General features: G+C 61.7%; 21 protein-coding genes and 1 pseudogene. 12 read left to right on the top strand and 10 right to left on the bottom strand.

From position 1 onward, the window contains the following. Positions 1 to 3 precede the first annotated feature (3 nt). The gene (locus tag ACNJX9_RS08750) at positions 4 to 810 is read right to left on the bottom strand and encodes an N-formylglutamate amidohydrolase (RefSeq protein WP_439408459.1); all 807 of its coding nucleotides are present in this window, start codon (positions 808 to 810) and stop codon (positions 4 to 6) included. Between the two features lie 89 nt (positions 811 to 899). Between ACNJX9_RS08750 and ACNJX9_RS08755 the strand changes: the two genes are divergently transcribed. Continuing rightward, the gene (locus tag ACNJX9_RS08755) at positions 900 to 1,925 is read left to right on the top strand and encodes a transglutaminase family protein (RefSeq protein ID WP_439408460.1); all 1,026 of its coding nucleotides are present in this window, start codon (positions 900 to 902) and stop codon (positions 1,923 to 1,925) included. 7 nt (positions 1,926 to 1,932) lie between these two features. Next, positions 1,933 to 2,331, top strand: a complete 399-nt coding sequence (locus ACNJX9_RS08760) for a gamma-glutamylcyclotransferase family protein (RefSeq protein ID WP_439408461.1) — start codon at positions 1,933 to 1,935, stop codon at positions 2,329 to 2,331. A 79-nt stretch (positions 2,332 to 2,410) separates the two neighbouring features. On the opposite strand, the gene ACNJX9_RS08765 is transcribed toward ACNJX9_RS08760, so the two are convergent. Continuing rightward, entirely contained in the window at positions 2,411 to 2,974 is a 564-nt protein-coding gene (locus ACNJX9_RS08765) for a chlorite dismutase family protein (protein WP_439408462.1), read from the bottom strand. Positions 2,975 to 3,267: 293 nt separating this feature from the next. Between ACNJX9_RS08765 and dnaG the strand changes: the two genes are divergently transcribed. Next, complete coding sequence (gene dnaG / locus ACNJX9_RS08770; RefSeq protein WP_439410027.1) at positions 3,268 to 5,286, top strand: DNA primase; 2,019 nt, start codon at positions 3,268 to 3,270, stop codon at positions 5,284 to 5,286. Positions 5,287 to 5,655: 369 nt separating this feature from the next. After that, positions 5,656 to 7,794 (top strand): RNA polymerase sigma factor RpoD, encoded by a 2,139-nt coding sequence (gene rpoD, locus ACNJX9_RS08775; RefSeq protein ID WP_057753130.1) that lies wholly within the window; start codon positions 5,656 to 5,658, stop codon positions 7,792 to 7,794. A 105-nt stretch (positions 7,795 to 7,899) separates the two neighbouring features. Here the strand turns inward: rpoD and ACNJX9_RS08780 are convergent, their stop codons facing one another. Continuing rightward, entirely contained in the window at positions 7,900 to 10,815 is a 2,916-nt protein-coding gene (locus tag ACNJX9_RS08780) for an HD domain-containing protein (RefSeq protein WP_439408463.1), read from the bottom strand. Between the two features lie 564 nt (positions 10,816 to 11,379). On the opposite strand from ACNJX9_RS08780, the pseudogene ACNJX9_RS08785 reads away from it, so the two are divergent. Next, positions 11,380 to 11,760 (top strand): annotated as a pseudogene (locus tag ACNJX9_RS08785) (thiol-disulfide oxidoreductase DCC family protein). On the opposite strand, the gene ACNJX9_RS08790 reads toward ACNJX9_RS08785, so the two are convergent. Next, positions 11,665 to 11,859, bottom strand: a complete 195-nt coding sequence (locus ACNJX9_RS08790) for a hypothetical protein (RefSeq protein WP_439410266.1) — start codon at positions 11,857 to 11,859, stop codon at positions 11,665 to 11,667. The pseudogene ACNJX9_RS08785 and the gene ACNJX9_RS08790 sit on opposite strands and share 96 nt — an antisense overlap. Positions 11,860 to 12,089: 230 nt before the next feature. Between ACNJX9_RS08790 and ACNJX9_RS08795 the strand changes: the two genes are divergently transcribed. Next, the gene (locus ACNJX9_RS08795; RefSeq protein ID WP_439408464.1) at positions 12,090 to 12,839 is read left to right on the top strand and encodes a hypothetical protein; all 750 of its coding nucleotides are present in this window, start codon (positions 12,090 to 12,092) and stop codon (positions 12,837 to 12,839) included. Positions 12,840 to 13,007: 168 nt separating this feature from the next. Here ACNJX9_RS08795 and ACNJX9_RS08800 read toward each other — a convergent pair whose 3' ends face one another. Both ACNJX9_RS08800 and ACNJX9_RS08805 read right to left on the bottom strand, forming a co-directional pair. Continuing rightward, positions 13,008 to 13,244: a hypothetical protein gene (locus ACNJX9_RS08800; protein WP_057747080.1), complete on the bottom strand. Its 237-nt coding sequence runs from the start codon at positions 13,242 to 13,244 to the stop codon at positions 13,008 to 13,010. A 697-nt stretch (positions 13,245 to 13,941) separates the two neighbouring features. Next, positions 13,942 to 14,466 carry a hypothetical protein gene (locus ACNJX9_RS08805; RefSeq protein ID WP_439408465.1) on the bottom strand — a complete coding sequence of 175 codons (525 nt, stop codon included), beginning with the start codon at positions 14,464 to 14,466 and terminating at the stop codon, positions 13,942 to 13,944. A 156-nt stretch (positions 14,467 to 14,622) separates the two neighbouring features. Between ACNJX9_RS08805 and ACNJX9_RS08810 the strand changes: the two genes are divergently transcribed. Continuing rightward, complete coding sequence (locus ACNJX9_RS08810; RefSeq protein ID WP_057747076.1) at positions 14,623 to 15,429, top strand: lytic murein transglycosylase; 807 nt, start codon at positions 14,623 to 14,625, stop codon at positions 15,427 to 15,429. A 134-nt stretch (positions 15,430 to 15,563) separates the two neighbouring features. Here the strand turns inward: ACNJX9_RS08810 and ACNJX9_RS08815 are convergent, their stop codons facing one another. Then, entirely contained in the window at positions 15,564 to 16,388 is an 825-nt protein-coding gene (locus ACNJX9_RS08815) for an SDR family NAD(P)-dependent oxidoreductase (protein WP_439408466.1), read from the bottom strand. Between the two features lie 127 nt (positions 16,389 to 16,515). Between ACNJX9_RS08815 and ACNJX9_RS08820 the strand changes: the two genes are divergently transcribed. The 4 genes from ACNJX9_RS08820 to ACNJX9_RS08835 all read left to right on the top strand — a co-directional run bounded on the left by ACNJX9_RS08820 (position 16,516) and on the right by ACNJX9_RS08835 (position 20,036). Continuing rightward, complete coding sequence (locus tag ACNJX9_RS08820) at positions 16,516 to 16,890, top strand: response regulator (RefSeq protein ID WP_057747088.1); 375 nt, start codon at positions 16,516 to 16,518, stop codon at positions 16,888 to 16,890. Between the two features lie 72 nt (positions 16,891 to 16,962). Next, on the top strand, positions 16,963 to 17,574 hold the full coding sequence (locus tag ACNJX9_RS08825; protein WP_220004634.1) for a LysE family translocator: 612 nt from the start codon (positions 16,963 to 16,965) through the stop codon (positions 17,572 to 17,574). 603 nt (positions 17,575 to 18,177) lie between these two features. Further along, entirely contained in the window at positions 18,178 to 19,380 is a 1,203-nt protein-coding gene (locus tag ACNJX9_RS08830; RefSeq protein WP_439408467.1) for a GGDEF domain-containing protein, read from the top strand. 35 nt (positions 19,381 to 19,415) lie between these two features. Then, positions 19,416 to 20,036 (top strand): peptidoglycan recognition protein family protein, encoded by a 621-nt coding sequence (locus tag ACNJX9_RS08835; RefSeq protein WP_439408468.1) that lies wholly within the window; start codon positions 19,416 to 19,418, stop codon positions 20,034 to 20,036. Between the two features lie 131 nt (positions 20,037 to 20,167). On the opposite strand, the gene ACNJX9_RS08840 is transcribed toward ACNJX9_RS08835, so the two are convergent. The 3 genes from ACNJX9_RS08840 to ACNJX9_RS08850 form a co-directional block, all read right to left on the bottom strand. Further along, positions 20,168 to 20,509: a hypothetical protein gene (locus tag ACNJX9_RS08840; protein WP_439408469.1), complete on the bottom strand. Its 342-nt coding sequence runs from the start codon at positions 20,507 to 20,509 to the stop codon at positions 20,168 to 20,170. Positions 20,510 to 20,692: 183 nt separating this feature from the next. Beyond that, on the bottom strand, positions 20,693 to 21,592 hold the full coding sequence (rpoH, locus tag ACNJX9_RS08845) for an RNA polymerase sigma factor RpoH (RefSeq protein WP_057747064.1): 900 nt from the start codon (positions 21,590 to 21,592) through the stop codon (positions 20,693 to 20,695). Between the two features lie 219 nt (positions 21,593 to 21,811). Then, positions 21,812 to 22,819: an RluA family pseudouridine synthase gene (locus ACNJX9_RS08850; protein ID WP_439408470.1), complete on the bottom strand. Its 1,008-nt coding sequence runs from the start codon at positions 22,817 to 22,819 to the stop codon at positions 21,812 to 21,814. Between ACNJX9_RS08850 and ACNJX9_RS08855 the strand changes: the two genes are divergently transcribed. Further along, positions 22,818 to 23,162, top strand: a complete 345-nt coding sequence (locus ACNJX9_RS08855; RefSeq protein ID WP_439408471.1) for a hypothetical protein — start codon at positions 22,818 to 22,820, stop codon at positions 23,160 to 23,162. The two genes, ACNJX9_RS08850 and ACNJX9_RS08855, sit on opposite strands and share 2 nt — an antisense overlap. The last annotated feature ends 52 nt before the right edge of the window (positions 23,163 to 23,214 follow it).

Genomic DNA, 23,214 nt, shown 5'->3' on the forward strand with positions numbered 1-23,214 from the left:
ATGCTAGCCGACCAGCAGCGCCGGTCTCAGCTCCGCCTCGATCTCCGCAAAGATCCTTGCCAGCCGCTCCGCCCATTGCTGCTGGCCGGATTGGTCCGCGATCAGATCCTGGCGGATTTCGATGCCGGTGTTGACGAGACCGCGCGCCTCGCCATGAACGGGAATGGTGTAGTCGCTGAGATCGCTCACCGCATAGGGCTCGTTGTCGCCGACGACGAGATCGCCCTCGCTGCGTAAGTGTTTCAGCAGCAGCTGCGGCAGCACCTTGTCGTGATTGTACAGCGCGCCGATGTGCCAGGGCCGGGCGACGCCGGCATAGACGGGCGTGAAGCTGTGCAGCGACACCAGCACCGTTGGCCGCTTCGCGCGGCTCCGGCGGTCGATCACCGCATCGATGCGATCATGATAGGGCTGAAAAATCTCGCGTCGCCGTGCCGCGCGCTCGCCATCCGAGATGCCTTCGTTGCGCGGGATCGCGGTCGCTTCTGAAATCACGGGGATCGAGCTCGCCACGCCAGGAGGACGGTTGCAGTCGATCACCAGCCGCGAATAGCGCTGTGCGATCAGATGCGCATTAAGCATGTTTGCCAGCCGCTCGGCGACGCCGGCGATGCCGATGTCCCAGGCGATGTGCCTCGTTAGCTCGTCTTCCGATACACCGAGATCGCCGAGAGCGCGCGGCAGAATGCGGCCGTAATGGTCCGATGTGAGCAAAAAGGGTGATGTGCCCTCTGCATTTACCTCATGCACTGGCGGAATATCGCCGTCGCCCAGCAGTTGATCCGTCGCCTCGGCTGTGTTGAAAGCCATTCCTGATTGCCTGTGGAAAAAGCAGTCGCCCCGGACATTGGGCAAACATTAACAATGGGCCTGCCCAACATCACCATGATCTTCCGACGATGCCGCTGCTGACGATTCATCACAAGACCGAATATCGCTACTATCGTCCCGTGGCCTTCGGCGAACACAGATTCATGCTGCGTCCGAGCGATGGCCATGATCTGCGCGTGCTCGATTCAAGGCTCGATATCTCGCCGAAACCGATGTCGCTGCGCTGGATTCACGATGTGTTCGGCAATTCGGTCGCGATCGCCGATTTCGACGCGCGCGCGGACAGGCTGGTGTTCGACTGGCACGTCACCGTCGAGCACAATCCGGTGGACGAGTTCGCGCTGACGCCCGACGATCCCGCTTATTTCTATCCCTTCGCCTATGACGATGCGGAATTGCCCGATCTCGTCCAGTACATCACGGCGCAATATCCCGATCCCGAGGGCAGGATCGCGGCATGGGCGCGCGGCTTTCTCGACGAGACTGCGGCGTCGCCAACCTTCGACATCCTCAGCCGCATCACCCACGCCATCCGCAAGCAGTTCAGATACCAAAGGCGTCACGCGCCGGGCACGCAGAGCCCGTGCGAGACTTTGCTGCGGGGCACCGGCACCTGCCGCGACTACGCGCTGTTCATGATCGAGGCGCTGCGCCGGCTCGGCATCGCCGCGCGCTTCGTCTCCGGCTACGTCTTCGTGCCCGAGGATATCGCGCAGCACCATGTCGGCGGCGGCTCGACCCATGCCTGGGTGCAGGTGTATCTGCCAAGCGCGGGCTGGATCGAGTTCGATCCGACCAACGGCATCCTCGGCACCCGCGACCTCATCCGGGTCGCCGTCGCCCGCGACCCGCGCCAGGCCATCCCGCTGCACGGCATCTACATCGGCGCCCAGGATGCGTTCGACGTCATGGATGTCAGCGTCAAGGTGGTCGCGGCCGAGGCGCGCGGCGAGGCTGGAAGCGGCGGTTGTGTAGACGAGCTGTTTCCTTCGTCATTGCCAGCGAAGCGCAGCAATCCAGGCCGTTTCCGCGGAGGGACTCTGGATTGCTTCGCAATTTTGTCGCGGAGCAATGACGGCGTGGAGAGTCTATAGACCCCCCATGACCTCCAACCGTCTCTTCGTCTACGGCACGCTGATGCGCGGCTTCGACCATCCGATGGCGCGGCTGCTCTCGCAGCATGCGGATTTCCTCGGTGAAGCCACCTGCCGCGGCCGGCTGGTGCTGGTGAAGCATTATCCGGGATTGCTGCTGTCCGAGGTGTCATCGGATGTCGTGCATGGCGAGCTGTTCGCCTTGCGCGCCGGCGACGAGCTGTTGCGCGAGCTCGACATGTACGAGGCCTGCGGCGAGGGCTTTCCGGAGCCGACCGAATATCTGCGCCAGCTGATCGAGGTATCAGGCGCGGATGGCGTTGCGGAGATGGCCTGGACCTACGTCTACAACTGGCCGGTGACGGGCCTGCCGCACATCGAGTCCGGCCGCTTTCTTGACCACTGAGCCTGATCCGGAAAAGTGCGCAGCGGTTTTCCGACAAGATCATGCTCAAACAAAAACTTAAAGCGCGATTCATCGCGCGTTAAGCCGACAGCACTTCCTTCACCACGCGCACATCGAGCTCGCGCTCGACATAGCTCCATTCCTCGGTCCGCCTCAGCATCCCCACCAGCTCCTCGAACAGCGAGGCATGCGCGGGGGAAAATTCGAACCAGGTCAGGAAATCGAAGGGCTCGCCGAGGTCGCGGCAATGATACAGCTGACGCGCGATGGCGGGCAGGAAACGCATGCTGCTGGCGATATGGTGCGACCTGTCTTCAAAGATCTTGCGCCGCTCTTCTTGCGTGAGATCCCACCAGGCCTGCGATTTCCGGATCGGAATCAGCGCCGCGCTCGTCGCCTCCAGCCGGCCGAGGCCGGCCTGCACGCTCTCGAGCTGCTGCTTCTCTGCCCGCTCGGTATAGCGCAGGTTGCTCGGCACGCCGACCAGGCGCCAGGCATTGCGCGAGGGCACCAGCGGCAGCGCGACGGCCTCGCCGTCGGTCACCGACAGCGCCGGCATGAAGGGCAGGGGCTCGCCCGTCACGGGCGACATCGAAGTCACGCGCCAGCCCCCGCTCTGGCCACCCCGAAAGGTCCTGAACATGGCCTATGGAAGCGTGGAACCGGGCGGGGTTCAAGGGGGGCGTCCACCGTCATTCCGGGGCGCCCGAAGGGCGAACCCGGAATCGATTTCTCCCAGCATTCCGGCGGCGCGATGGATTCTCAGGTGCGCAATTGCGCACCATAGCTCGCCCCTTTCGGGGCGCCCCGGAATGACGGCCCCTGTGCATAGGTCGAATAGTCAGGATAACCCGCGTAAACCTGACTTCTGGCCGCCCCGCAGCTATATCCCAGATCCTTCGCCCGACTCACCCCGGTTCGCGCTACACCATGGCCATGCGCTTCACGCCCCAGTTCCTTGACGAGCTTCGTGCCCGGCTTTCGGTCTCCGAGGTCGTGGGCAAGCGCGTCAAGCTGAAGAAGGCGGGGCGGGAGTGGAAGGGGCTGTCGCCATTTCAACAAGAAAAGACGCCGTCCTTCTACGTCAACGACCAGAAGGGCTTTTACCACGACTTCTCCTCCGGCAAGCACGGCGACATCATCAGCTTCGTGATGGAGACCGACGGTGTGCCGTTCGGCGAGGCGGTCGAGCGGCTCGCCGGCATGGCCGGGCTGCCGCTACCGGCGGTGACGCCGGATGCGGCGCGGCACGAGGAGCGGCGCCGCACGCTGCATGACGTGATGGAGCTTGCGGCCAAGTTCTTCTCGGAGACGCTGGCCTCGCGCGTCGGTGCCAAAGCGCGCGGCTATCTCGCCGACCGCGCCATCTCCCCGGCGACGCAATTGCAATTCCGCCTCGGCTATGCCTCGCCCGATCGCTTCGCGCTGAAAGAGCATCTCGGCAAGCTCGGCGTGTCCGTCGAGGACATGGTCGAGACCGGCCTGCTCGTTGCCGGCGACGACATTCCCGTGCCCTATGATCGCTTCCGCGATCGCGTGATGTTTCCGATTACGGATCTGCGCGGCCGCGTCATCGCCTTCGGCGGACGCGCGCTGGAGAAGGACGTTCCGGCCAAGTACCTGAACTCGCCGGAGACGCCGCTCTTCCACAAGGGCGACAATCTCTACAATCACCAGACCGCGCGCAAAGCCACCCATGATGGCAGCCCGCTGATCGTGGTCGAAGGCTATGTCGACGTCATCGCCATGGTCACCGCGGGCTTTGCAGGCGCGGTCGCGCCGCTCGGCACCGCGCTCACGGAAAGCCAGCTCGCGCTGCTCTGGAAGATGGCGGACGAGCCGATCCTCTGCTTCGACGGCGACCGCGCCGGACAGAAGGCCGCTTATCGTGCTGCGGACCTTGCCTTGCCATTCCTCGCGCCGGGAAAAAGTCTTCGGTTCGCGCTGCTCCCCGAGGGGCAGGACCCCGACGATCTCGTCCGCTCAGGCGGCCGCGGCGCGATGGAAGAGGTGATCGCGGCGGCGCGTCCGCTCGCCGACATGCTGTGGTCGCGCGAGCTCGAAGGCGGCAACTTTGCCACGCCCGAGCGCCGTGCCGCGCTGGAAGCGCGCATCAGGGAATTGTCCAACGGCATCCGCGACGAGGTTGTCAGGCGCTATTATCGCGACGAGTTCATCGAGCGGCTGCAGCGCACCTTCTCGCCGGACGGCGGCCGCGGCGGCTTTGCTGGCAGGGGCGGTTTCCGCCATGGCCATGGAGCAGGCGGCCGCTCCTTCCAGCTCCGCGGCGGTCAGGCGAATCGATTCGGTGGGCAGGGCTTTGGAGGCAGCCGCCGCGGCGGCCCGCCCGGGCCGGCCCCGCTGCCATCAGGCCCCTACCAGGCGGCGAGCCCCCAGCTGGCGGCGAGCCCGATCATGCGCGGCCAGCGCAGCGCCATCTCCCGGCGGGAGGCGCTGATTCTGCAGTGCCTGATCAACCACCCCTGGCTGCTGCATGACCATCTCGAGGAGGTGGCGGCCCTCGAGATCGCCCATCCCGAGGCCCACAAGCTCCGGGCCGCCATTATCAGCGCCTTCGTCAACGATCATTACCACTCCCCGGACCCCGAGGAGCAGGCCGAGAAGATGCGCGGCGACCTCGAAAAGAGCGGATTTTCTCAGGTTCTTCAACGGGTTGAAGGCGCGATCACGACCGCGGCGGTGTGGGGCGCCCGCGAGGGCGCCGCCAGGGACGACGTTCTTGCCACCTGGCACCAGCTCGTTGCCTTGCATCGGCAATGGCATTCACTACTTAGAGAGCTGAAAGACGCCGAGCTGGCCTTGGGGGAGGACCCCAGCGAGGCCAATTTGGCGTGGCTGCGTGACGTCAAGGCTCGGATAGGCGAGGTCGACGGTACCGAGGCCCTGATCGAGGGTTTTGGCGAGCTGTCGGGCAGGTTCCAGAAGAGCGTATGATGAAAGATTCATGCGGACGGCCGGGTTAGGTATCGCTAAAAGACTCGCCAAATCCAAGGTTTGGCGGCAAAAACAGGGTTAATCGAGGCTTAACGGTCTTGTAGCACTTTGGCCTCGCGGCCGCAGGCAGAACAGACGCGTCAGGAATGTATCCGCGCAACAGCTGTTGGCACTTCACCTGCATCCGCCGCGACAAAGGCTCACGAAGCGTTAGGCAAATCCGGCGAGAGAAAGGTCGGGGTGGCGAGATGTGTGCGCGCCGCCCTTTCCGTGTCGAGATCTGACGAAGCGAGAGCGTCGAGCAACAGGTTCAAGTGATTTCACGCAGGCGCAGCGCACGTCTGCATGAAACGCGTTTAGGAGCAATGGATGGCCACCAAGGCAAAGACGCTGCAGGCGAAGGACAAGGAAAAAGACGACAAGGCAGCGGACGCTCCCGAGAAGGATTCCCAGGACGCGCCGTCGCCCTTGCTCGATCTGTCCGACGCGGCAGTGAAGAAGATGATCAAGCAGGCCAAGAAGCGCGGCTTCGTGACCTTCGATCAGCTCAATGAAGTGTTGCCGTCCGACCAGACCTCGCCGGAGCAGATCGAGGACATCATGTCCATGCTCTCCGACATGGGCATCAATGTCACCGAAGCCGAGGATAGCGAAGGCGAGGAAGAGAAGGACGAGGCCGACGACGAGACCGATAACGAGCTCGTCGAGGTCACCCAGAAGGCCGTCACCGAGGTCAAGAAGAGCGAGCCGGGCGAGCGCACCGACGATCCCGTGCGCATGTATCTGCGCGAGATGGGCACGGTCGAGCTGCTCTCCCGCGAAGGCGAAATCGCCATTGCCAAGCGCATCGAGGCCGGCCGCGAGGCGATGATCGCGGGTCTCTGCGAAAGCCCGCTGACTTTCCAGGCCATCATCATCTGGCGCGACGAACTCAACGAAGGCAAGATCTTCCTTCGCGACATCATCGATCTCGAAGCGACCTATGCCGGTCCCGAGGCCAAGGGCGGCATGAACACCGCGATGATCGCAGGTCCCACTGGGGAGAACGGCGAGGCGCCGGCCGAAGGCGAGGCGGCAGCTAGCGTCGCTGGCGCACCCGCGCATGTCGCGCCGCCCGCGGCGCCCCCGGCACCGACCCCGTTCCGCGCCGCTCCCGCCGCTGGCGCAGAGGCCGGCGAGGAGAAGGATCCGGCCGAGGCTGCGGCCGAGTCCGACATGGACGACGACGAGTTCGAGAACCAGATGTCGCTTGCGGCCATCGAGGCCGAGCTCAAGCCGAAGGTCGTCGAGATCTTCGACAAGATCGCCGACAGCTACAAGAAGCTGCGCAAGCTTCAGGAGCAGGACATCCAGAACCAGCTCCAGAACGAGTCGCTCTCGCCGCACCAGGAGCGCAAGTACAAGAAGCTGAAGGACGAGATCATCGTCGAGGTGAAGTCGCTGCGCCTCAACCAGGCCCGTATCGACTCGCTCGTCGAGCAGCTCTACGACATCAACAAGCGCCTCGTCTCGCATGAGGGCCGCCTGATGCGCCTTGCCGACAGCCATGGCGTCGCCCGCGAGGACTTCCTGCGCAACTACACCGGCTCGGAGCTCGATCCGCGCTGGCTCAACCGCGTTTCGAAACTCTCGGCCAAGGGCTGGAAGAACTTCGTCCATCACGAGAAGGATCGCATCAAGGACCTCCGTCACGAGGTGCATCAGCTCGCCGCGCTGACGGGCCTCGAGATCGTCGAGTTCCGCAAGATCGTGCACTCCGTGCAGAAGGGCGAGCGCGAAGCGCGCCAGGCCAAGAAGGAGATGGTGGAAGCCAACCTCCGTCTGGTGATCTCGATCGCCAAGAAGTACACCAACCGCGGCCTGCAATTCCTCGACCTGATCCAGGAAGGCAATATCGGCCTGATGAAGGCGGTCGATAAGTTCGAATACCGCCGCGGCTACAAGTTCTCGACCTACGCCACCTGGTGGATCCGGCAGGCGATCACCCGCTCGATCGCCGACCAGGCCCGCACCATCCGCATCCCCGTGCACATGATCGAGACCATCAACAAGATCGTGCGCACGTCGAGGCAAATGCTCAACGAGATCGGCCGCGAGCCGACCCCGGAAGAGCTCGCCGAAAAGCTCGGCATGCCCTTGGAGAAGGTGCGCAAGGTCCTCAAGATCGCCAAGGAGCCTTTGTCGCTCGAAACTCCCGTCGGTGACGAAGAGGATTCACATCTCGGCGATTTCATCGAGGACAAGAACGCGATCCTGCCCATCGACGCCGCGATCCAGTCGAATCTGCGCGAGACCACCACGCGCGTGCTCGCCTCCCTCACCCCGCGCGAAGAACGCGTGCTGCGCATGCGCTTCGGCATCGGCATGAACACGGATCATACGCTGGAAGAAGTGGGGCAGCAGTTCTCGGTCACCAGAGAGCGTATCCGCCAGATCGAGGCGAAGGCGCTGCGGAAGCTGAAGCATCCGTCGCGGTCGAGGAAGCTGCGGAGCTTCTTGGACAACTAATTCGGACCGTCATGCCCGGGCTCGACCCGGGCATCCATCTGAACGAAAACGGCGGGCCGAAAGCCCGCCGTTATACATTTGGTCTTCAGCGTCGCTAGCTGACGATCACTGCCTTACGATCTCTTTGCTCAAGACCGCTTGTCGTTTGGTCTTTGTCTTCGCGCGTCGCCTAACCTCGGTTACTTTTCCAATTTTTGTAGAGCAATGATTCTCAAGCCGACGCCGCGAAATCACATCAAATGGAACTAGGGAGGTGCCGGCCACCTCGAGCCAGCGTCGAGAAAGAGACGACTCCTCTGTCTCGCTATCTATCTCGACATTAAAGACACTAAATATCACCGGATGGTCCTTATCTGCTGTGAGAGAAATTATCTGATCGTGCAGGTCCGATGACTGATCAGATGCGTGCTGGACACACTTCCAGCCATTCTGATCTGCAATCTTCTCTAAGCGGCCCAAAGTTCTTGTTACAACTTTTCCAGGTCTCAGCCGCCCCACCATCTCAATTACCCTGGAAGGAACGTAGGTCGCTCTTAAACTGCCTATCAGCCATGATGGTGCACGTAGGTATCCACCTAGCGCTTCAATCAACAGACCTTTTACCCGCGGTACGCTGTAATCGAAGGCCTCTGGTTGAAGGAACACGATCAAATCATGCGCGCCCAATTTACTCTGAATCTGCTCTGCCCAAGGTGAGAGGTCGCGCTGACCTCCCAAAGCGAGCACGATCGTTTTGGGTTTGAAGTTTGCAACTAGACCCATCTCATTTAGCAGGAAACCATCTCGGCCGATGAGCCAAGGTGACCAGTTTTCTGGATCGCAACGGAAACCTTCGTACCTTCCAGCAAACCACTCCGAAGAGCACCGACTAGGTGCCTCAACCAACGCATGGGCTAGCAAATCGTCGCTTATGCTAGACAGGAGTTCATTTTTGAACGGAATGGGCCCCTGAAGTCCGTTTCGTTCAAGATTGACTGGTAGCGATCCCTCGCGATCGAAAACACTAATATTGGGTTTGATAATAAAACCATGAAGCCAGGAATTTGAGGAGTTCCGGTTCTCGATGAGAATGCCGTTGCAAGCAAGGCCGGGATACTCGTGCTTGTAGGTCCAAAAAAGGCGCTCAAAGCCTCGTGCTGTGCACCAGCGCCAATCCTCTAACACTTCGTCATCTGGCTGGGGCAGCCACTTTGTCACATCTATCTTAGTTCCATCAGGCCGATAGCGAGTGAGCGAGGGCTCTTTCAAGAAGTAATGGCCAATGCGCGAGTAATATTCGATCTCCTTGTCCGTAGACGAGGGAGCAATCCACCTAGTGTTTGATCTCATCTCCTTCGGAATTAGAACTCGAATCTGCGTCCCTATTGGAGCTCGTACGCGGTCTAGAGCAATAAATTCGTCATCAAGGCTGGCGCTGAATCTCAACGCCTCATCTTGCTTTGCCAGGACGTGACGGGTCGTTATCTCAATTCGATCACCAATTAGAAATGCCGCCAGTGCGCCAACACCAAAGCGCCCCGTTCTCAACACACGAGAATGTCCTTCCGCATCTTCATGGTCTTTGCGCCATGCGTCACTTTTTCGAAAGGAAGCGCCTGCCTTCAGAAAATAATCGCGGACAATATCTGCCGTCATTCCTATGCCGCGATCGGTAATGACCAGCTCCGTTAGTGCGTTCTCCGCGTCAACTTTCATCCTCAACGTGACGTCAGCTTCCTGGTCGTACCGGTCTAAGTCGAGCAAGCTCGGCTGCTTGATTGCCAGGTCATTAAGTTCGCGCACGGCGTCGATTGCGTTTTGAAATAGCTCGCGGATCCCTATTTCAGGACGATCTCCATAAAGTGGAACGATTAGGAGCTTCAGTAGATCGGCGTTGGCCGCTTCGAAGGCAAGCTGAGCTGGTACATACTGAACGGTCCTTGCGAATTCCGCCACGTCATCAATGTTTGACTTGATGCGTCGGATTTTTAGCCCGAGAAGATTTAGTCCTGTGTGGAATTGGAGGCCGTAAACTTCACCAAGGACGGCCCAGGTCTGATCCAGTTCTCGTTGCAGTCCGATGATCCATTTTCTCAATTTGAGAAACGTCTCAACATCTTTAGGCTCAGCGATAACGACTATCGCTTCAGGATCGCCGCCCGTATTGTTGATGTCCTTTACCGACTGGTGGACAGTCCATTCGCCTTCGGAAATACCACTTTGAAAGGTTGTAACATCTGTTCGAGCGGTCGGCGCTCGCGAGGCTTGTATTTGGAAATAGTCCGCAATCCGGAGGAGGGCACCTAGATAAATCGGGTGAGATCCGCGAGGGTCAATCTTGTTCTTATATTTGAAGAGCAGATAATCTACGCATGTCCTAAGATCGATCCCGTGGCTGCGAGCAACGAGTCCCGCGATATCCGCCAAGAAGACCTGATCCTCTGTCGCCTTGGGACAAATCTCAATCGAGTTACCAGCCCGTGCTGGAAGGCCGTACAGCGCGATCTCGTGTGCTAATCGTGGATGATGCCGACGAAGAAACTCACCTACTAGCAGATAGTCGAAATCTTCCCAAGCGCTCCCGTGCGGCGGAAGTGGTCGCGCCGGACGATAGTGCTCCCCGAATAGCTGGCGCAACTTTCGGCCATCGAAGCGGGTCGCTTCTGCGTAAAACTCTTCCCAGAGAACCTTCCATGTCTTTCGATCGAAGAACGGGACACCGAGCCAATGACTGTCCGAAGAGAGAAGACTCTCGAATCCGTCTCGTGTCAGATACATTCCAAGATCGTGTAACGAGACGCCCACCATTAGCGCGGCCGCGTCGACGCTAGTAAGTAGGCCTCGCGCTGCTGGGGAAGCTAAATCAATTGCGGTTTGTAGAGTAAGCTCAACGTGCTTGATGCTATGATCAGTGTATTCGGGAAAGAATACGGGACGATTGCCATTGATGTGAGCTTCTATCTGGCCCAGAGCTTGTGCAACAAATGCTGTTAGCTTCAGATCATTTGAGTAGGTCGCGTTGAGGAACCCAGGAATTCTCATCTGTCGAATCGCTCAAATAAACTATTGATTGTTCAAATTATTCATACAGCTAGGTTGTTTACTAGACCCGGGGCGGCGACTTTAGTCGAATGTGCACTCCCGTAGAAGAGCACGCAATCTCCTCAGGAGCTCATGGATTGAAAGGTATCTGCTCCAAGACGGCAAGCCGGTTAGGGAGTCGCAAATTCTATCGAGAGCTGGGCTATCGAGCTTCCGAGATGGCGGAATCATGATCGTGCCGTACTTGATCCGGACGAGCGCAAACAAAAACGGCGAGCGAAGGCCCGCCGTTTTTGTTTGCACGGTCGTCTCCATCGCAGGCGTCTCTTGCTTCTTCTTCGCCCCAACCCGCTCGATCTCCAGCTGCGGGCAGCCGCTCTTTTCTGCGACCCGCGGTCCTGCCCCATGATGAAGTCGCGCGGGTTCGTCGCAGTCGAGGCTGACAAGCAATCCAGCGGACCGAGGTCGGTCGCTTTTCTTTTTGCCAACGCATCGGCAGCGTTCAGCCGAAGACGTTTACCCGGCTTTCTCTCGGACTATAGTTCCGACGCGATAGACGCCTCGATAAAGTCGGCTAACCTCACCGTCTACTACAACACCCGCTGCCCCGTCTGCGACGCCGGCATCGACTGGCAGCGCAACAAGCTGTTGGCGGTGGTGCGCAGCGGTGCGGTCGAGTTTAAGGACGTCAATGAGCAGCCCGATGCCCTGGCGCACTTTGGCGCCTCGCTCGACGACATCAGGCGCCGCCTGTGCGCGACTGATGAGGCCGGCCGGCTGATCATCGGTGCGGATGTCGCGATCGCACTGTGGCGGATGACGCCGGGCGAGGGGTAGCTTGCAGCGCTATCAGGCAACCCGCTGGCGGTGCCGGTCACGCGGTTTGTCTATGACCGCTTTGCCGACCTGCTGTTTGCCTGGAACAGGCGGAACCGCCGCGGGTGAGCGCCTGCGGATGTCGGCCAACTTCTTCTTCGCTCCAACCCGCTCGATCTCTAGCGCCGGCCACCCGCTCTTCTCCGCGATCTCGCCGTCCTGCTCCATGGTGAAGCGCGGGTTCGTCGCCGTTGAGGCCGCCGAGCAACTTGCAAGGAACGCGCAGCCCTTAGATCAGCGAGGCGCCCCTTGTACAAAAAGGGGGTGCAAGTGTAAGAATACAATCGGAATGATGGTGTAATGGAAACACGCCCTCTCCGAGGGAGTCTAGCCGGGTTCGATTCCCGGTCATTAAAGGGCGTCGATGAGCGCTCTTTAATGACCGGGAACAAAGGAATATGCCGCTTTCAGTTGCGGACAGATACAAGGCACACGTAGAAAACCTGCGCGCTCTTGACGTGGCCTGTACGCATATCCACCGTGAACTCAAGGACTGCCTGGCTCAACGACAAACAACCCCTGCCAAAGCTCTTCTTAGAACGTTCGTTCTACTTGTCGGTGCGTGGTCAGAGGTTCGCTTGCTCAAGATGCTTCATGAGTCCAATGCCTTCTCTGACGTCGAACGGGCCCAGATTCTAGCTAAAGGTACCAAGCTCGATCAATGGAAGTTGGCGGTCGAGCTTAGCTTTCGACGTCGATATAATGCTCCACCTGATGCCCTGCCTCGAATGGCGTCTCATCAGTTTAACGACATCATATCTTTAATCGATAATGACTTGCGGCCCATTATTGAGATTCGAAACCGTCTCGCGCACGGACAGTGGGCCAGAGTCCTAACGAGCGATCTGACGGAAATCTCTCCGCCGATGATGGCGCTGTTGAACACTGAAAACGCTCTATCGGCGAACTTCAAAAAGAGGATAATTGAGGAGGTCTCTCGGATCATAAACGATCTGATAGTTGGAAATGCCGCGTTCGAGAGAGATTTTAATGCTCACTATAAGCAACTCGATCAGACGCGGCGAGACCTACGAAATCGTGACTATACCGAATGGGCGGACCATCTTCGCTCGAAGTTTGAGCGAGGACGTCTTCGAAGGAACCAGGGAGCGAGTATTGATCCGGCACCTCCGCACTCTGCCGTCTGATGCCAACACTTTGGCCGGTATGCAATTTGACCGGCACTGCAAACAGCTGATGTCGGGCGCACAATCAAGATGAATTGGCTCTCGAAATGCGGCGCTGCCGTTCACGCGATTATTCTGTGATCTTGCCTATGGCGGCCCGGAGTAGCTGGAGCGTGCGCCTTGGCCAGCCTACTTCTTCTTCGCCCCGACCCGCTCGATCCGCTCGATCTCCAGCGCCGGCCGCCCGCTCTTTTCCGCGATCTCGCGGTCCTGCTCCCTGATGAAGTTACGCGCGGGTTCGTCGCCGTCGAGACCGCCGAGCAGCTCGCTGGGCACGCGGCGGTTGGAGCGTTGGGAGCCGTCTTCGTAGACGACGTTGAAAAAGGCGAACTCGCCTTTCGGGTTGGTTCCGGGTTTCTTGGCCATGGCGGCTTGTCGTCGATCAGGGCGCCGCAGTCAAATGACTTCGGCTGATATCGACACCTCGCGAACGGAATAACGGCGGAGCTGTTGGATTGTGCCAGTTTTCAGCCAAGCCCCGGCCTGATGCCTGCGAGCGCCATCACCTCGATAAGCAGCGGGCCGATAAGCCCGCCGCTTATCTTGGGGTCCTCAGCGTCGCCCGGGGGCTGGCAAGGGGCGACAACCTGAGATAGAAATCTATCGCTTGTGCGCCATGATGGCAAGGCAAATCGTGATGGCGACGATATCGCAGCCGGCGCATCAGATATGCGGAAGATGTCACAAGCAGGTTCCCGTGATCTCGACAGCAGATGCTTGGGGATTTGAAATAGTTTGTTCATCCTGCCGCGCTCTCGCAATGCAGCGAGAACGCGTGCGGTGACCGGGATTATGCCCAGCGACCATGCGCGGCGGGATGCGGTGCCGGGACTCATGCGGCGTCGGGCATGATGGTGGATCGCACGTCGCATCGCCGGATTGTCGTTGGGGGCAGGCGCCTACGCCCGGAGTCTGCGATGCTGCCACCATACTCCTGTTTTGCCCGACGGGTCAAACGGAAATTCGGAAAAAGAGCATCCTGTTGTGGCCGGGCTCCTACTGTGCATGGGGTTGTTTTGCGGTTCTTGTTTCGGCGCAGCTGGTCGCGCGCCCCTGCAGGCTCTCACGCCGCCGGCGCGATGTGGTCGTCCGCCTTGGTCTGCTGGGTCTGCTGACGCGCCATCATGTCCTGCCACAGCGTTGCGATGCTGGCCTGCGTCTGCGGCGCGATCAGGCAATGGCCTTCATTGTCGAAGCCGCAGAACCGCGCGGACGGGTCCTTCCTGACCACGGTCAGCGCCTGGTTGATCATTTCGAGGCAGGTCATGACCTGCTCGATCTGCTGCAGCCGGGTGTGGTGCAGGATGTCCACGAGGCGGAACGTCATCACCGCGGGCTGTCCGTAATTGATGCCGGGCCGGCCGAATTCGAACAGCACGTTCACCGCCGGGAAGGTGCCGCGGATGTGCTCCAGCACGCCGGCGACGTCGTCCACACTGCAGGCGACGAGATGGGCGGCTTGAGCCGGGATGGCCGCAGGCGCCCGCGGTGTCAGGCCGAGCGAAGTGAGGACCTCCTGCTCGATCCATTGCCGCACCGGCGCAGGTGCATTGCGGATCTGGTCGGTGGTCAGGGTGATTCCGGTCATGGGCTGATCTCCTCGGCAGGCGCTCCGTTTGCTCGAATTTATGAACAGGAGCGTGAGGCACGTTGATGCGGATCAAACACTGCTGCTTTGACCGTGCCCGCGTTCCCGGGCATGATCGCCTTCTGTTTCGCGCCCACGCCATGAGGAATCTTTGGAATGTTGAGACCGCTTCTCGCCGCCGCCGTCATGGTTTGTCTCGCCGGCGGCTCGGCGCAGGCCGCGCGTTGCGGCGGCGACTTCAACAGCTTCATCGCCAGCATGAGCGCGGAGGCGCAAGCCGCCGGCGTCTCGGCCGCCGTGACCAGCGCGGCATTCAGCGGCATCACGCCTGATGCCGCCGTGCTCGCCTTCGACCGGCGCCAGCGCTACACCTTCAACAAGAGCTTCGAGCAGTATGTCTCGACCCGCGTCGGCCCCGGCCGCATCAATGGCGGCCGCGCGCTCTTGCAGCGTCATGCCGCGCTGCTCTCGCGCATCGAGCAGCAGTTCGGCGTACCCCGGCAGATCCTGGTCGCGATCTGGGGCTTGGAGAGCGATTTCGGCAAGGGCGACATGGGAAGGCTGCCTGTGATCCGCACCCTGGCGACGCTCGCGCATGATTGCCGCCGCACCGAGCTGTTCCAGGGCGAGCTGCTCGCCGCGCTCAAGATCGTGCAACGCGGCGACCTGCCCTTGCGCGACCTCATCGGCGCCTATGCCGGCGAGATCGGCCAGACCCAGTTCCTGCCGTCCTCCTATATCAAATACGGCGTCGATTTCGACGGCGACGGCCATGTCGACCTCCGCCACAGCGTCGCCGACGTGCTGGCCTCGACCGCGAACCTCTTGCACTCCAACGGCTTCAAAATGGGCCAGCCCTATGGCGAGGGCTCGGCCAATTTCGAGGCCATGCGCGAGTGGAACAGGGCGGTGGTCTACCGCAAGACGATCGGGTATTTTGCCGACCGGCTGGTGGGGCAGTAGGGGCATCGCTGCCAACCACACCCCTCATTGCGAGCGCAGCGAAGCAATCCAGAATCCCTCTACGGAGACAGTCTGGATTGCTTCGTCGCAAGAGCTCCTCGCAATGACGGGGAAGACGCCATCGCGTCCCTGACCTACCTCCCCATCTTCTCCAGCCGCCGCTGCAACGGCGCCCAATACGTCCCCGGGCGGAAACGCTGCAGGATGTCCATGAACCTGGCATCGTTGCCGATCAGGATGCGCGGCTCGTTGCGCTCGATCCCCCTGATGATGCGCAGCGCCGCGTCCTTTGGCGTCGTCTTTGCAGCACGCTCGAACCGGTCGATCGCCTCGGTGCGGCGCGCGTTGTCGGTGACGCCGACCCCGGTGCGCGAGGAGCGCGCGATGGAGGTGGCGACGCCGCCGGGATGCACCACCGAGAGCCTGACAGGGCTGCGAGCGACCGCGAGCTCATGCCGCACGCTCTCGGAAAAGCCGCGCACCGCGAACTTGGCCGCCGCATAGGCTGATTGCCCCGGCGGCGCGATGATGCCGAAGATCGAGGAGATGTTGACGACATGCGCCTCCGCTTGCGTTTTCAGATGCGGCAGGAAGGCGCGGGTGCCGTGCACCACGCCCCAGAAATTGATGTCGAACAGCCAGTCCATCTGCGCCTGGTCGATCTCCTCGAATGTCCCCATCAGCGCCACGCCGGCATTGTTGATGACGATGTTGAGCGCGGGATGCGTAGCGATGGCCTCGGCTGCGAATTGCGCGATGTCATCGGGCTCGCTGACATCGACGCGATGCACGCTGATCTTGCGCTGTGCGCCGATCTCGGCGGCCAGCGATTTCAGCCCGGCCTCGTCGCGATCGGCAAGCGCGAGGTCGCAGCCGCGGTGAGCGAATTCGATGGCGAGCGCGCGGCCGATGCCGCTGGCCGCCCCCGTGATAGCGGCCGCGCCGCGAATCATTGTCATGATGCCCCCCGTCAAGCCCCGCATGCGGGAACAAGGATTTACATTTTTTCAGTTTGGAACCGAACCGTTGTCCCGCTCCATCTTTAACATGCGTTACTTGAACGGAGGCAAGCATTGGGAGCCGCCGATGGGACAATCAGAACCATTTCGTGCCACCGCCCTCGTCGTTGAAGACGACCTCATGCAGCGGGAGATGCTCTGCCTCCTGCTCGAGGAGAGCGGCTACCAGGTCATCCAGTGCGAAAGCGCGGAGGCCGCCGAGCGTGTGCTGGACAAGAACGCCGGCGCGCTCTGCCTGATGCTGACCGACGTGCAGCTGGCCGGTCGCATGAACGGCGTCGAGCTGGCGCACGTCGCCAAGGACCGCAATCCGAAGCTCGACGTCGTCGTCACCTCCGGCCGCCCCCTGGTGCAGGCGTTGCCCGCCGGTGCAAAATTCTGGGCTAAGCCCTGGGCGCCGCTGGACGTCCTGCGCGAAGCCGAGCTCGCCCAGCTGAACTGAGGCGCGCCCGGCGCGGCAGCGCTGACCGTGTCGTGACTTCTCGGCAAGCGGCAGGGGTGGTAGGGACGAGGCATGTCCTGGTCCTTCCTGCTCACCTCGCTCATCGTCGTCGCTTCGCCCGGCACCGGCGTGCTCTACACCCTGGCTGCAGCGCTGACCCGCGGCTCGCGCGCCAGTGTGGCGGCGGCGTTCGGTTGCACGCTCGGGATCGTGCCGCACATGTGTGCTGCGATGCTCGGGCTTGCCGCCGTGCTCCATACCAGCGCGCTCGCCTTTGCCGCACTGAAATGGTGCGGCGTAGCCTATCTGCTCTACATGTCCTGGCAGGCGCTGCGGGAGACGGGGGCGCTTGCGGTCGACGGCGAGATCAAGGAACGCTCGGGCGGCCGGGTCATCGTCACCGGCTTCCTGATCAACATCCTCAACCCCAAGCTCTCGATCTTCTTCCTCGCCTTCCTGCCGCAATTCATCGCGGTGGACGAAGCGCATGTGCTGGCGCGGATGCTGGAATTGAGCGGCGCGTTCATGGCGATGACCTTTGTGGTGTTCGTCATCTACGGCCTTTGCGCCGCCTCCGTGCGCGAGCGCGTCATCTCCCGTCCCGGCGTGATGGCCTGGCTGCGCCGCTCATTTGCGGCGGGCTTCGCCTTGCTGGGTGCCAAGCTGGCCTTCGCCGAGCGGTAGCCAATAAAAAAGCGGGCCTCGCGCCCGCCATCTTCAAACTCTCTTAGCCTTGTGGCCTGTAGCTTTGCCCGACGCCCGGGCGGAGCATGCTCCACCCGGGCAAAGAACATCCGCGCTACTTCTTCTTCGCGGCCTTCTTGGCCTTTTTCTTCGTCGCCTTCTTCGCCTTCTTCGCTTTCTTAGCCATAGGATCCTCTTAAGGGTTAATGGTGAAACGCGACACGAGGATCGCTCGGCGGAGGGCCAGCCTCGCAACATCCTCGTTGACGAACTCAGCAGATTCGCGCGTCTATGCCCCGCGCTGTCACATCTGCGTCATCACGTTATCCACAGCTCAGATGCGTTTTCAGGTGATTTTGGCCCGCGAATCCGCTTCGCGGTCGGCGTCGACGCGATCGCGCCTCGACCCCGGCGACGTGCCTAACGATCGATGACCGAGACGCTGCGTTCATGAATCCAAAACCAAGGGCGCGCTTTCGACAATCGCAGTGAGGTTCCGTTAAGTGCAACCAGCGCATGATCCTCCGCAAGAACGCGGGGGCGGGTCATGGACGAACTTCTGCTGGAGACAGGGGGCGGCACGCTGCGCGTATCGCGCACGCAATGCTGAACGTACCGACGCTCTGGATGGTCTTCGTCGTCAACTTCTCGGCGCTCGGTCTGATCTGGGCCTATGTGACGCGCTCTTATCCGAAATTCGAAGCTGCACGGTTCTGGATGGCGTCGGCTTTCGTCGGCGCAGCTGGCGCGAGCACGGCATTGACCGGCCTGTTCGTCAATTCCGTGGTGCCGCTGCTGTTCGGGGCTGCCGGCATCATTGCCGCGAGCTGTTTTGCGGCTGCGGGCATTCAGCGTTTCTACGATCGGCCGGCGTCCTGGCGCCTTATGACCGCGACCGCGATCGCAAGTCTCGCCGGTGTCATGTTCTTTAAGTTCGGCTTCGACCAGATGCAGCTGCGAATACTCTGCTACACCATCGGCCAGGGGTGGCCGCTGGTGTTGTCGTTGCGCCTGCTGCTGTCGCCGCCGGAAGGCCGCGCCAGCCCCGGCGCGCGGCTTGCCGGCATCGTCATCCTCACCATGATCGCGGTGTTCGTGGCCCGTACGGTCGGCAACGCGCTTGGCGGCGATTTCTCGGCAGTCGCGCGCGGTCAGAACCATGCCGTCATGGTGCTGGTGCTGCTCTTCCTGTCGATGACGCTCAATTTCGGATTCCTGCTGATGGCGATGGATCGCCTCCGCAACGAGGTCGCCGACCTTGCGCTGCTCGACGATCTCACCGGTGTCGCCAATCGCCGCCATCTGTTGCAGCGGCTGAGCGAGGAATGCGCCCGTTCGGAGCGCAGCGGTGAGCCGTTCTCGCTGCTGGTGATCGATCTCGACGGCTTCAAGACCATCAACGACACCTATGGCCACGCCGCCGGTGATGCCTGCCTCCAGCACTTCACCCTGATGGCGCAGACGCGCTTGCGGCCCGGCGACATGCTCGCCCGGACCGGTGGCGACGAGTTCTGCGTCGTGCTGCCGTCCTCCTCCTTGCGCGAGGGCGCGCTGATCGCCCGCCGCATCCTCGAGGTCTGCCGCCAGGACGCCGCCGGCTGCTCGGGCAACGACATCCCGATCGCGATCTCGATCGGCGCTGCGGAATGGGATCGCGGCGTCGGCCAGTTCCCGGACAGGCTGATCGCCCACGCCGACCATGCCCTCTATGCCGCCAAGAAGAACGGCAAGAACGATTTTGCGATCTACGATCAGGCCCCGCCGCTCTCGCCCGAGCCGGTCGAACCCGCGCGCAAATTCGCGTAAATCTGCTACGCTGGGGTCCGTTGTTGGATCCTGTTATGATATCCCGCCTCCTTGCGGCGGTTCTCGCCGCCCTCCTGATCGTCCCTGCCGCTGCCATGGATGCCGAGCTCGCAAAGCTCGCGCGCAGCAGCGGCACGCCCGATATTCCCGGCCTGAAGATCGTCTGGCTGGCGCCGTGGGGCGATGTCGCGAACGCCCATCCCTGGCGCAACATCATCGTGCACCAGACCGAAGGTCCATCAGGCTCGGCGCGCGGCGGCGCGCAGGAGCAGTTCAAGAATCCCACCCGGCGTGGCGTGATGGTCTGGGTCGAGACCGACGGCACGGTCTATTGGTCGGTCGCGGACAATCTGGTGCCGACCCATACCGACGGCGCCAACCGCAACGACAACAAATACATCGACAACAGCACGACCTATCATCAGGTCGTGCGCGACAATTCGATCGGCGTCGAGTTCGCCGGCAACTATCCCGATGTCGCGATCGGTCCGACCGAAGCGCAGGTCGCGGCGTGGAAGGTCCTGGTCCAGGTCCTGCGCGCGCGCTACGGCATCCCGCTCGATCACGTCTATGCCCACAACTGGATCGACTTCAAGGACGCCCGCTATTGCGAAGGCTGCTGGCTCGCGACGTTGGCCAGGATCTGGGGCGAGTAGCCTCTGTCATTCTGCGGCGCGACGAAGTCGTGAACTATAATGCGCAATTGCGCATCTGAGAATCCATTGATCCACTAACTCCGTCGCCTGATGGATTCCAGGCTCGCGCTGCGCGCGCCCCGGAATGACATTCACACCGGCTGTGCCATCCAGCCGAACAGGCGCCGGATCAATCCCGCCTGCTCAGGCAATACCGGCGGGCCGTCCGCGGCCAGCACGCGATTGAGGAAGTAATCCAGGAACACCATGTCGTTCGGCTCGGTGACGGTGAAATCCTCCTCGCCGAAATAGACGCTGTAATTGAAGAAGAACGGGCGCATCAACGGAATCGTCGCGGTCGAGGCATAGTCCTTGGAGATCACGAACTCTGCCGGATCGAGGCCGTGGTCGCGCATGGCCTGCTCGACCAGCGGCAGCTTGCGCATGAACTGGGCGGAGAAGCCGCCGGCGGTGGATTGCAGGATGATCGACACAATGCGTGTCCGTTCTCTGGATATGGTCCGACAATCTTTGGTCGGTCGAGCCGTCACCTGCGTTCAACAGCCTCGCCGCCACAGCGGGCGACCATACTGCGGCTCACACAACAAAAAGCCGGCGTTGCCGCCGGCTTTTCGTCAATCTCGATCCGCCAATTCCTGGCGCAGGAAATGCCGCGCTTAGTGCGCGGCTTCCAGCGCGGCCTGCTCCTGCCTTGCGATCGTGCCCTTGACCGCGGACTGCACCTTCTCGAAGGCGCGGACCTCGATCTGGCGGACGCGCTCGCGCGACACGCCGAACTCGGCGGCAAGGTCTTCCAGCGTCATCGGCTCATCGGCGAGGCGGCGGGCCTCGAAGATGCGGCGTTCGCGCGGGTTGAGCACGCCCATGGCGCCATTCAGCGCGTCACGGCGATGGTCATATTCCTCGTGCTCCGCCATCATGGCTTCCTGGTTGGGCGTATTGTCGACCAGCCAGTCCTGCCATTCGCCGGCCTCGCCGTCGTCCCGGATCGGCGCGTTGAGCGACGCGTCGCCACCGAGGCGGCGGTTCATGTCGATCACGTCCTGATCGGTGACGCCGAGGCGCTTGGCAATGACCTTCACCTGATCGGGGCGGAGATCGCCCTCGTCCAGCGCGTTGATCTTGCTCTTCGCCTTGCGCAGGTTGAAGAACAGCTTCTTCTGGTTCGCGGTGGTGCCCATCTTCACGAGCGACCAGGAACGCAGGATGTACTCTTGAATCGACGCCTTGATCCACCACATCGCGTAGGTGGCGAGACGGAAGCCCTTTTCGGGCTCGAAGCGCTTGACCGCCTGCATCAGGCCGACATTGCCTTCCGAGACGACCTCGGAGATCGGCAAGCCGTAGCCGCGATAGCCCATGGCGATCTTGGCCACGAGCCGGAGATGGCTGGTGACGAGTTGATGTGCCGCGTCGCGATCGTCATGCTCGCGCCAACGCTTGGCGAGCATGTATTCCTGCTGGGGCTCCAGCATCGGGAACTTGCGGATCTCGGCGAGGTAGCGAGAGAGGCCGGATTCTCCATTGAGGACCGGCAAAGCAGCGGTACGGGCCATTATGAAGCCCTCCAAAGGTTCAGGCCCCCGATAGCGGCGGGCCAGGCAGACGACCGCTTGGTTAAAGCCGGTCGTACCTGCGATGTTCCACGTTGGTCACTTCCAACGCAGGCGCAATATACCCCATCGGGGGTCAAAAAGGGAAGGATTGCTGACGTCACGTCCCCGTGTGGCAGCTATAACTTTTTGTAATGTAACGCTTTTCTTAAAGCCCCTGCGTCATAGCGCCGCTTTCAGAGCGCTTTCAAGGAGAAGCAAATCCTCTGGTAGAGCTGCCTCCCAGTGAAGAAGTTCTCCGGTTCTGGGGTGCTCTAATACCAGCAGATAGGCATGCAGAGCCTGCCGCCCAAGCGCCGTCAAAGCGGCTTGCGACTCGGGCCCCAGCTGGTTGGCCTTGGTCTTGAAATGCGGGCCATAGACCGCGTCCCCCATCAGGGGGTGACCGATATGGGCGAGGTGGACGCGGATCTGGTGGGTGCGTCCGGTCTCGAGCTCGCAGGCCAGCAGCGCTGCGACCGGCTTGCCGTCGCGGCCGTTAAAACTCTCCAGCAGCTCCCAATGCGTCACCGCCTCGCGGCCGCCCTGGCGCACCGCCATCTTTTCCCGGGCATGCGGATGGCGGTCGATCGGCGCATCGACGGTGCCGCGATGCCGGCCCGGCAACCCCCAGGCGAACGCCATGTAGCCGCGCCGCATCGCACCCGTCCGGCCGTGATCGGCGAATTGGGCGGTGAGCGAGGCGTGTGCGAGGTCGTTCTTGGCAACCACCATCAGTCCCGTCGTGTCCTTGTCCAGTCGGTGCACGAGGCCGGGCCGGCGCACTCCGCCAATGCCTGACAGCGAGCTGCCGCAATGGGCGATGAGGGCGTTCACCAAGGTGCCGGTCTCGTGCCCGGCAGCGGGATGCACAACCAGGCCTTTGGGCTTGTTGATAACGACGAGGTCGTCGTCCTCGAACACGATATCCAGCGCGATATCCTCGCCCTTGGGCTCGGGCGGGGCTGCCTCCGGCACGTCGATTCTGATCGTATCGCCTGAGGCGACGTGATAAGCGGGGTCGCGGATCTCGGCGTCCTTGAGGCTCACCGCGCCCGCCAGAATCAGGGCTTTCAGCCTTGATCGCGACAGCTCCGGCAGGCGCGCCGCCAGCACGCGGTCGAGCCGGGCCGAGCCCTCGTCGCCTTCGACCACGACTTCCAATCTCTGCGCTGAACCCAGGCTTTCCATGACGACGTCTGATACCGTTGTTCCCGACCCGACCCCCGAGCAGACCGCGCTGTTCGCGCGGGTGCGACGGATGATGCTGATCGCGGGGTTGACCACGGCGCTGGCCGTCTGCGCCGTCCTGATCGCGGTGGGCTACCGCCTTTTCAAGTCGGAGGGAAGGGCGCCCGAGCCCACGGGCGACGTCATCGCGACCCTGCCGAAAGGCGCCAAAATCGTGGCCACGGGCGTTGCCGGCGACCGACTCGTGGTGACCCTGGATATCGGCGGCGTCACCGAGATCCGCACCTTCGATGCCCACACGCTCAAGCCGGCCGGAAAGCTGAAATTTGCCAACGAGCCGTGAGGGCGGCCCGGATAGGCGCCCCAACCCCCGCTATCGTCCTGGCGAAGGCCAG

Origin of the sequence: Bradyrhizobium sp. BLXBL-03, from assembly GCF_051853015.1 — a bacterium.
Taxonomy (GTDB): Bacteria; Pseudomonadota; Alphaproteobacteria; order Rhizobiales; family Xanthobacteraceae; genus Bradyrhizobium; species Bradyrhizobium manausense.